Source organism: Micromonospora sp. NPDC003241, from assembly GCF_053589795.1.
Genome location: NZ_JBSFSO010000087.1, coordinates 1 through 6662 on the forward strand (window position 1 = coordinate 1; position 6662 = coordinate 6662).

At 71.5% G+C, this 6662-nt stretch carries 7 protein-coding genes; 4 read left to right on the forward strand and 3 right to left on the reverse strand.

The features are described 5' to 3' along the window. Positions 1-203 precede the first annotated feature (203 nt). Positions 204-1106 carry an SDR family oxidoreductase gene (locus ACWDVW_RS32350; RefSeq protein WP_449956719.1) on the reverse strand — a complete coding sequence of 301 codons (903 nt, stop codon included), beginning with the start codon at positions 1104-1106 and terminating at the stop codon, positions 204-206. 168 nt (positions 1107-1274) lie between these two features. Continuing rightward, on the reverse strand, positions 1275-2432 hold the full coding sequence (locus ACWDVW_RS32355; RefSeq protein WP_449956722.1) for a geranylgeranyl reductase family protein: 1158 nt from the start codon (positions 2430-2432) through the stop codon (positions 1275-1277). A gap of 139 nt (positions 2433-2571) precedes the next feature. On the opposite strand from ACWDVW_RS32355, the gene ACWDVW_RS32360 reads away from it, so the two are divergent. Together ACWDVW_RS32360 and ACWDVW_RS32365 are read left to right on the forward strand one after the other, a co-directional pair. Continuing rightward, the gene (locus ACWDVW_RS32360; protein ID WP_396752664.1) at positions 2572-2808 is read left to right on the forward strand and encodes a hypothetical protein; all 237 of its coding nucleotides are present in this window, start codon (positions 2572-2574) and stop codon (positions 2806-2808) included. A gap of 57 nt (positions 2809-2865) precedes the next feature. Further along, the gene (locus ACWDVW_RS32365) at positions 2866-4299 is read left to right on the forward strand and encodes an MFS transporter (RefSeq protein ID WP_449956725.1); all 1434 of its coding nucleotides are present in this window, start codon (positions 2866-2868) and stop codon (positions 4297-4299) included. A gap of 179 nt (positions 4300-4478) precedes the next feature. Here ACWDVW_RS32365 and ACWDVW_RS32370 read toward each other — a convergent pair whose 3' ends face one another. Further along, positions 4479-5066, reverse strand: coding sequence for a hypothetical protein (locus ACWDVW_RS32370; protein ID WP_449956728.1), 588 nt, complete (start codon positions 5064-5066; stop codon positions 4479-4481). 588 nt (positions 5067-5654) lie between these two features. Between ACWDVW_RS32370 and ACWDVW_RS32375 the strand changes: the two genes are divergently transcribed. After that, a complete protein-coding gene (locus tag ACWDVW_RS32375) occupies positions 5655-5996 on the forward strand; it encodes a hypothetical protein (RefSeq protein WP_449956731.1) in 342 nt (113 codons plus the stop codon). Continuing rightward, positions 5993-6652 carry a nucleotidyl transferase AbiEii/AbiGii toxin family protein gene (locus ACWDVW_RS32380; protein WP_396752670.1) on the forward strand — a complete coding sequence of 220 codons (660 nt, stop codon included), beginning with the start codon at positions 5993-5995 and terminating at the stop codon, positions 6650-6652. The genes ACWDVW_RS32375 and ACWDVW_RS32380 overlap by 4 nt, the downstream gene beginning before the upstream one ends. Positions 6653-6662: the final 10 nt, after the last annotated feature.

Sequence of the window (6662 nt, forward strand, 5' to 3'; positions counted from 1 at the left end):
CCCGGACGGGCGGTTCGCCCGGTACGGCCTCGGCCCGGCGGACATCGACCGGATCCGCCGACACCTGGCCGCCTGGCCCCGCTGACTCACCCGACGTCCGCGCCGTGCCCAGCGGGCGATGGCCGCCTCCGGCGCCGGGGTTTCGTGTTAGGAAGGGTCCCCTGCTATGCACGAGGCGTTAGCAGGGGACCCTTCCTTGCACCTCACTTGGTGAAGCGGCCGCCCGTGACGCCGAGGATCTCGCCGGTGATGTAGCTCGACTCCTGCGAGGCGAAGAAGACGTACGCGGGCGCCAGCTCGGCGGGCTGACCCGGCCGGCCGACCGGCGTGTCCTGGCCGAACTGCTTCACCTTCTCCTCCGGCATGGTCGCCGGGATCAACGGGGTCCAGATCGGCCCCGGCGCGACCGCGTTCACCCGGATGCCCCGGTCCACCACGTCGGCGGCGAGCGCCTTGGTGAAGTTCGCGATCGCCGCCTTGGTGGTGGCGTAGTCCAGCAGTTGCGGCGACGGGTCGAACGCCTGGATCGACGAGGTGTTGATGATCGTCGCGCCGTCGCCCATGTGCGGCAGGGCCGCCTTGCACAGCCAGAACATCGCGTACAGGTTGGTCTTGAAGACCCGGTCGAACTGCTCGGTGCTGATGCCCGCGATGCCCTTCTCCTGGGCCATCTGGTAGGCCGCGTTGTTGACCAGGATGTCGATGCCGCCGAGGTCGCCGACCGCCCGCTCGATCAGCGTCTCGCAGTGGCGTTCGTCGGCGATGTCGCCGCGGATCGCGATCCCCCTGCGGCCGGCGGCCTCGATCAGCCGTACGGTCTCCCGGGCGTCGGCGTCCTCCTCCTCGCCGAGGTACGAGATCAGCACGTCCGCGCCCTCGCGTGCGTAGGCGATCGCCACCGCCCGCCCGATGCCGGAGTCACCGCCGGTGATCACCGCCTTCTTGCCGTCGAGCTTGCCGGTGCCCCGGTACGTCTTCTCGCCGTGGTCCGGCTCGGGGGCCATGTCGTCGGTCCGCCCCGGCGGCGACTGCTGCTGGCTCGGCTGACCCGACTGCTGGCCGTACTGCTCGGTCGGGTCCTGCGGCGTGTGCTGGTTCTGGCTCACGGGTGTCTCCTCGGTGCGCTGACGGATGCCCTCAACGATCGCCCTACCCGACGTCGGTGGCCGGAAACAGCCGGGCACTCGTGAGACTGGTGTGCTTCTCGGGGCGCTGCTCAGGTGCGGCGACGCTCACCCCCGCTAGGGCATCCTAGGATCCTGGTAGAGAAGAGGTCAGGAGGCGGTGTGGGCGGCGGGGGTACGCGGTCGGGGCAGCCGGGCGGCCACCGCCAGGGCCAACCGCACCGGCGCCTGGGCGACCAACTCGTCGAAACCGGCCTGCCCGGAGCAGAACCGGGTGAACGCGCGCCAGCCCGGTGGCGTCGCGATCGCCGCGTGCAGGATCTCCGGCCGCCGGGCGAACGCGTCGAGCAGGCGGTACCCGGCCCGCATGGACGGCACCAGCCGCTGGGCCACCGCACGTTCGTAGCCGACCAGATCCCCGTCGACGACCGCGTCACCGGCCAGCTCGCCGGAGCGCAGGGCGTAGCTGATCCCCTCCCGGGTCCAGGGTTCCAGCAGACCGGCGGCGTCCCCGGCGACCAGCACCCGCCCGCGCCGCAACGGCGAGTCCTCCGCCCGGCAACGGGTCAGGTGCCCCGAGTCGTGCGCCGGACGGATCCCGGCCAGGCCGAGCCGGTCCACGAACCGGCGGAGGTACTCACGGGTCCCGTCCCCCTCGCCGCGACCGGCGATCACCCCGACCGTCAACCGGTCGCCCTTGGGGAAGACCCAGCCGTACGACCCGGGCAGCGGACCCCAGTCGAGCAGCACCCGGTGCCGCCACTGCTCCTGTTGCGGGGGCGGCACCGGCAACTCCAGCTCCAACCCGAGGTCCACCTGCCGGTGCCGCACCCCGACGTGCCGGCCGCTGACACCCGAGGAGCCGTCGGCACCGACCACGGTCCGGGCCAGCACCGTGTCGCCGTCGGCCAGCCGCAGGCGTACCACCTCGGGGGTCTGGTCGAGCGCGCGGACCGCGACCCGCTCGCGGACCTCCGCGCCGACGGCCACCGCGGCGGCCCGCAACCGGTCGTCGAACTCCTCCCGGCGCACCATGCTCACCAGCGGACCGTCCCGGTGCCGGCGGGTGAGCGCGCGTCGCCCGTCCAGGGTGAAGGTGACCCGGTCGACGACGTCGTGGGCGGGTACCTCGATCCGACCCGCCACGGCGGCGAGCGAGACACCCGTCAAGCCACCGCCGCACGTCTTGTACCTCGGGTGCGCGGCCCGTTCGAGGACCAGGGTGCGTACCCCTCGCCGGGCGGCGGCGTAGGCGGCGGAGAGGCCGGCGGGACCGCCGCCGATCACCACGAGTTCCCAGACGGTCACCGCAGCAGCCTAGGTCAGCCGCGACGCCGTGTGGGGGGCGGCGCGCCACCCCCCGTCCGGGGTGCATCTTCGTCGCCGCGCCGGGTAAGCGCCCGACGCAGACCGCCCGTGACCGGCGGTGGAGCCGAAGGAGGAAGCCATGCAGCAGGTCCAGCTGTCGGACGTCGAGGCTCGGGTGTACGACGCGGTGGCGGCCCTGGAGGTACGCGGACAGGTCCCCTACCCCGACCTGATCGCCCAGGAGTCCGGCCTCACCGAGGAGGAGTTGCAGACACCGCTGCACCTGCTCACCGAGAAGAACCTGCTGCACCGGGAGGACTCGCCGATGGCCGGGCTCGACTTCGGCCCGCGCTTCTGCGCCCAGCAGCTCACCTGACGTCGTGGGTCCCGCACCGGGGCCGCGCCGGACGACGTCGATCGGGACAGGGGGACGATGAGCTCCACCGGCCCCGACACGTACGACGACCGGCGACGCTGGCAGGCCCTCGGCGTCGGGCTGGTCGCCGCGTTCATGACGCTGCTCGACATCAGCATCGTCAACGTGGCCATCCCGTCGCTGGACCGGGCCCTGAACGCCGGGCCGAGCGACCTGCAGTGGGTGCTCTCCGGGTACGCGTTGACCTTCGGTCTGGTGCTGGTGCCGGCCGGCCGGTTCGGCGACGTGCACGGCCGACGCAACGCCTTCGTGTTCGGCATCGCCCTGTTCACCGTGACCAGCGCCCTCGCCGGACTCGCCCAGTCACCCGGCTGGCTGGTCGCCGCCCGACTACTCCAGGGCGCCGCCGCAGGTCTGGTGAACCCGCAGGTGACCGGCCTCATCCAGCAACTGTTCCAGGGGCCGGAACGGGCCCGGCCGTTCGGACTGCTCGGCGCCACCATCGGCATCTCCACCGCGGTCGGACCGCTGCTCGGCGGCCTGCTGATCGCCGCCGGTGGCCCCGAACACGGCTGGCGGTGGGTCTTCTTCGTCAACGTGCCGGTCGGCATCGTCGCGGTCATCCTCGGCTGGCGGCTGCTGCCCCGCCACCCGATCGGCCAGGTGGTACGCCGTCGACCCGACCCGGTCGGCGTGGTGCTGCTCGGCGTCGGCGTGACCCTGGTGCTGCTGCCGCTGGTGCAGCGGGAACAGTGGCACGGCCCGGCCAAGTGGCTGCTGCTCCCCGCCGGCCTGGTCACCCTGGTCGGCTTCGCACTCTGGGAGCGGCGGTACGCGCGCCAGGGCCCACCCCTGTTCGACGTACGCCTGTTCACCCGCCAGTCGTACGCGCTGGGTTCGCTGATCGCGTTGATCTACTTCGGTGGCTTCACCGCGATCTTCTTCATCTTCACGCTGTACCTGCAGAACGGGCGCGGCTACAGCGCACTGATCGCCGGTCTGGCGATCACCCCGTTCGCCCTCGGGTCGGCCGTCGCCTCCGCCGTCGGCGGGCGGATCGTCAACCGCTTCGGTCGACCGCTGGTCGCCGTCGGACTGCTCGCCGTGGTGGTCGGGCTCGGCCTGGTCGCGCTCGCCATCGAGCTGGCGCCGCACGCCCCCGTGCCCTGGGTGACCGCGGCACCGCTGCTGCTGGCGGGGCTGGGCAGCGGCCTGGTGATCGCCCCCAACCAGACGCTGACCCTGGCGCAGGTGCCGGTCCCGCAGGCGGGCAGCGGCGCGGGCATGCTCCAGACCGGTCAGCGCATCGGCTCGGCGGCCGGGATCGCCGCCGTCGGCGCGGTCTTCTTCTCGGTCGTGGCCAGCGGGAACGACGCCTGGTCGAAAGCCTTCGAGCGGTCCCTGCTGGTGTCCGCCGGCATCATCGCCCTCGCGCTGGTCGTAGCCCTCGTCGACATCGCCCGCCACCACGGTCGTCGGGGTGATGTGTAAGGAGGGGTCCCCTGCTAACGCCTGGTGTATAGGAAGGGACCCCTCCTAACATCGCACCCCGCCGTACACCAGATACCGAGCGACGGGATCCGGCGCACGACAGACGCCGCCGGCCGGCACCCTGTGTGGGTGCCGGCCGGCGGCGTTCTTGCTCCCCCTCATTCGAGGAAAGTCTGCGGTCAGCTGTTCCAGTGCTCGGCGACCAGGTCGGCGGCCTGCTGCTCCCACTGGGCGTAGTGATCCGGGAACGCCGACACCTGCACCGTCTGCGCGGCCACGGTCAGCGGCATGTCCTGCCAACCGTCGACCTGCTTCAAACCCTTCAGGAACGCCAGGGTGGAGTACTCGGGGTCGGTGATCTGCTCGACCGTGCCCCAACCCGACGACGGGCGCTGCTGGAACAAGCCCTGCGAGTCGTGGTCGTTGCGGTCACCGAGGTGGCCGAGGTTCTCCAGCTTGGACTCCTGGAACGCGGTGCCGATGGCGATGACGGCGGCACGCTCGTCCATGCCGGCCTTCTTCGTCGCCGCGATGATCGCCTTGGCGTTGGCGACCTGCTCGTCGTCCAGATCGATGCGCGACTGGGAGCCCTGCACACCATGCGGGATCAGCTTGCCCGTGTCGGGCTTGTCCGCCTGCACCGCCACCAGCGAACCAGCGGTGACAGGGGTGGCGTCGGCCTGCGCGATCGGGCCAGCGAACACACCACCGGCAAACGCCAGACCAGCGACACCGAGAACACTCTTACGCAGCAGCTTCGAGTTCATGAGACAGCTCCATTCGGGGGTAGACGCCACCCACAGGGGGAAAGGGGCGACGCGAACGCCGTCAGGCGCCAAGAACAATGAGGGGAACCGACGCACCAAATCCGAGAGGATTCACCGAACCTTGCGGCGTCGGGTCAATACACAACCACCTGCCGGGCCGAACCATTCCCCGAGGGGACGGGGATCCGGGAGGCCCTTGCGGCGTCGGGATCACAACCACCGACCGGCCCGCATCATTCCCGGGACCAACCGCGAGCCCTCGCGGCGCCGGGACCAGGTACAACGACCGACCGAGCCAGATCATTCCGGCATCCGCCCACCACCCACCAGCGGGGTGAGGTCCTGCTCGATCAGCCACCGGGTTACAACGCCACCGACCCCACCCCGATTCCGCCCCGGCCTACCCGAGATTCGGACATTCGACGCGCCCGGGCCGAGATAGGCACACCATCCACGGCCTTCGTACCGCCTCGCCGCCCGTACACCTGGCTTCCCAAGGGCGTCGCTCGGATCGGATGAGCGGACGTTCCGGCAGGTGGGTGAAGCTCGTGGGTTCGGTACGGGATCGGCTGGGGTTACCCTGACAGCATGCAGGCGGTCTCCCCCACCACGTCCGGCGTGGCCTTTCTGGCCCGACCCGGTCGTCCCACCCTGGTGACCGGGACGTTGACCGAGCTGCGCGGACCCACCCGGGGCGTGGTCGAGCTGCCGGTCCGCCTGATGTGGTGCGCCCACCGCGCCTTCGACCTAACCGACCACGACCAGTTGCTCTGGATGTACGAGAACGTCCTGCGGGAGACCACGAACGTCGACGACCTGCGCAGTCTCGTCGACGGCTGGACGTTGCGACGCGTGTGGCGACAGTTGAACCTGCCACGGGGCGTACGGCTGGCCTGGGAGACCCGGCACCGGGGTCTCCGATCGGCGTGACCGGAGCGCACCCGCACGAGTTCTACCGTGAGGTGGCCCGGGTGGCGCTGGACGTCGCCGGGCCACACCGCTTCGTCCTCGGCGGCGGGGTCGCGTGGGCCGCGTACGGGCTGGTCACCCGCCCCACCGAGGACGTCGACCTGTTCGCGGACGTGGAGGGCGCGGCGGCGGCTGCGGCGACCGGGGTACGGGAGGCGCTGGAGGCGGCCGGGTTCGAGGTGGCCGACGCGGACCCGGACAGTGACCTCGGCGGCCTCTTCGAGGGCTTCGACCGGGACATGCGGGACTTCGTGGTCGCCCGGGACGGCCGGCAGATCCGGCTCAGCCTGGCGCGGCTGGACCGACACCGTAGCCCGGTGGTGATGGAGTTCGGGCCGGTGATGGACGTCCGCGACCTGATCGCCAACAAGACCGCCGCCCTGGTCAACCGGCGGGAGGTACGCGACTACATCGACGTCGCCTCCGCGTTGGAGCACCGCTCCGTCGGCGAGCTGCTGGGGTTGGCCCGGCAACTCGATCCGGCGCTCGACGACGAGGACGTACGGGAGGCCGGGCGCTACCTCGACCGGATCCCGGACGGGCGGTTCGCCCGGTACGGCCTCGGCCCGGCGGACATCGACCGGATCCGCCGACACCTGGCCGCCTGGCCCCGCTGACTCACCCGAC

Bases quoted from the DNA above. Each gene is read 5' to 3' on its own strand.
- ACWDVW_RS32360 (WP_396752664.1), top strand. From the start codon at position 2,572: ATGCAGCAGGTCCAGCTGTCGGACGTCGAGGCTCGGGTGTACGACGCG.
- ACWDVW_RS32365 (WP_449956725.1), top strand. From the start codon at position 2,866: ATGAGCTCCACCGGCCCCGACACGTACGACGACCGGCGACGCTGGCAG.
- ACWDVW_RS32370 (WP_449956728.1), bottom strand. From the start codon at position 5,066: ATGAACTCGAAGCTGCTGCGTAAGAGTGTTCTCGGTGTCGCTGGTCTG.
- ACWDVW_RS32375 (WP_449956731.1), top strand. From the start codon at position 5,655: ATGCAGGCGGTCTCCCCCACCACGTCCGGCGTGGCCTTTCTGGCCCGA.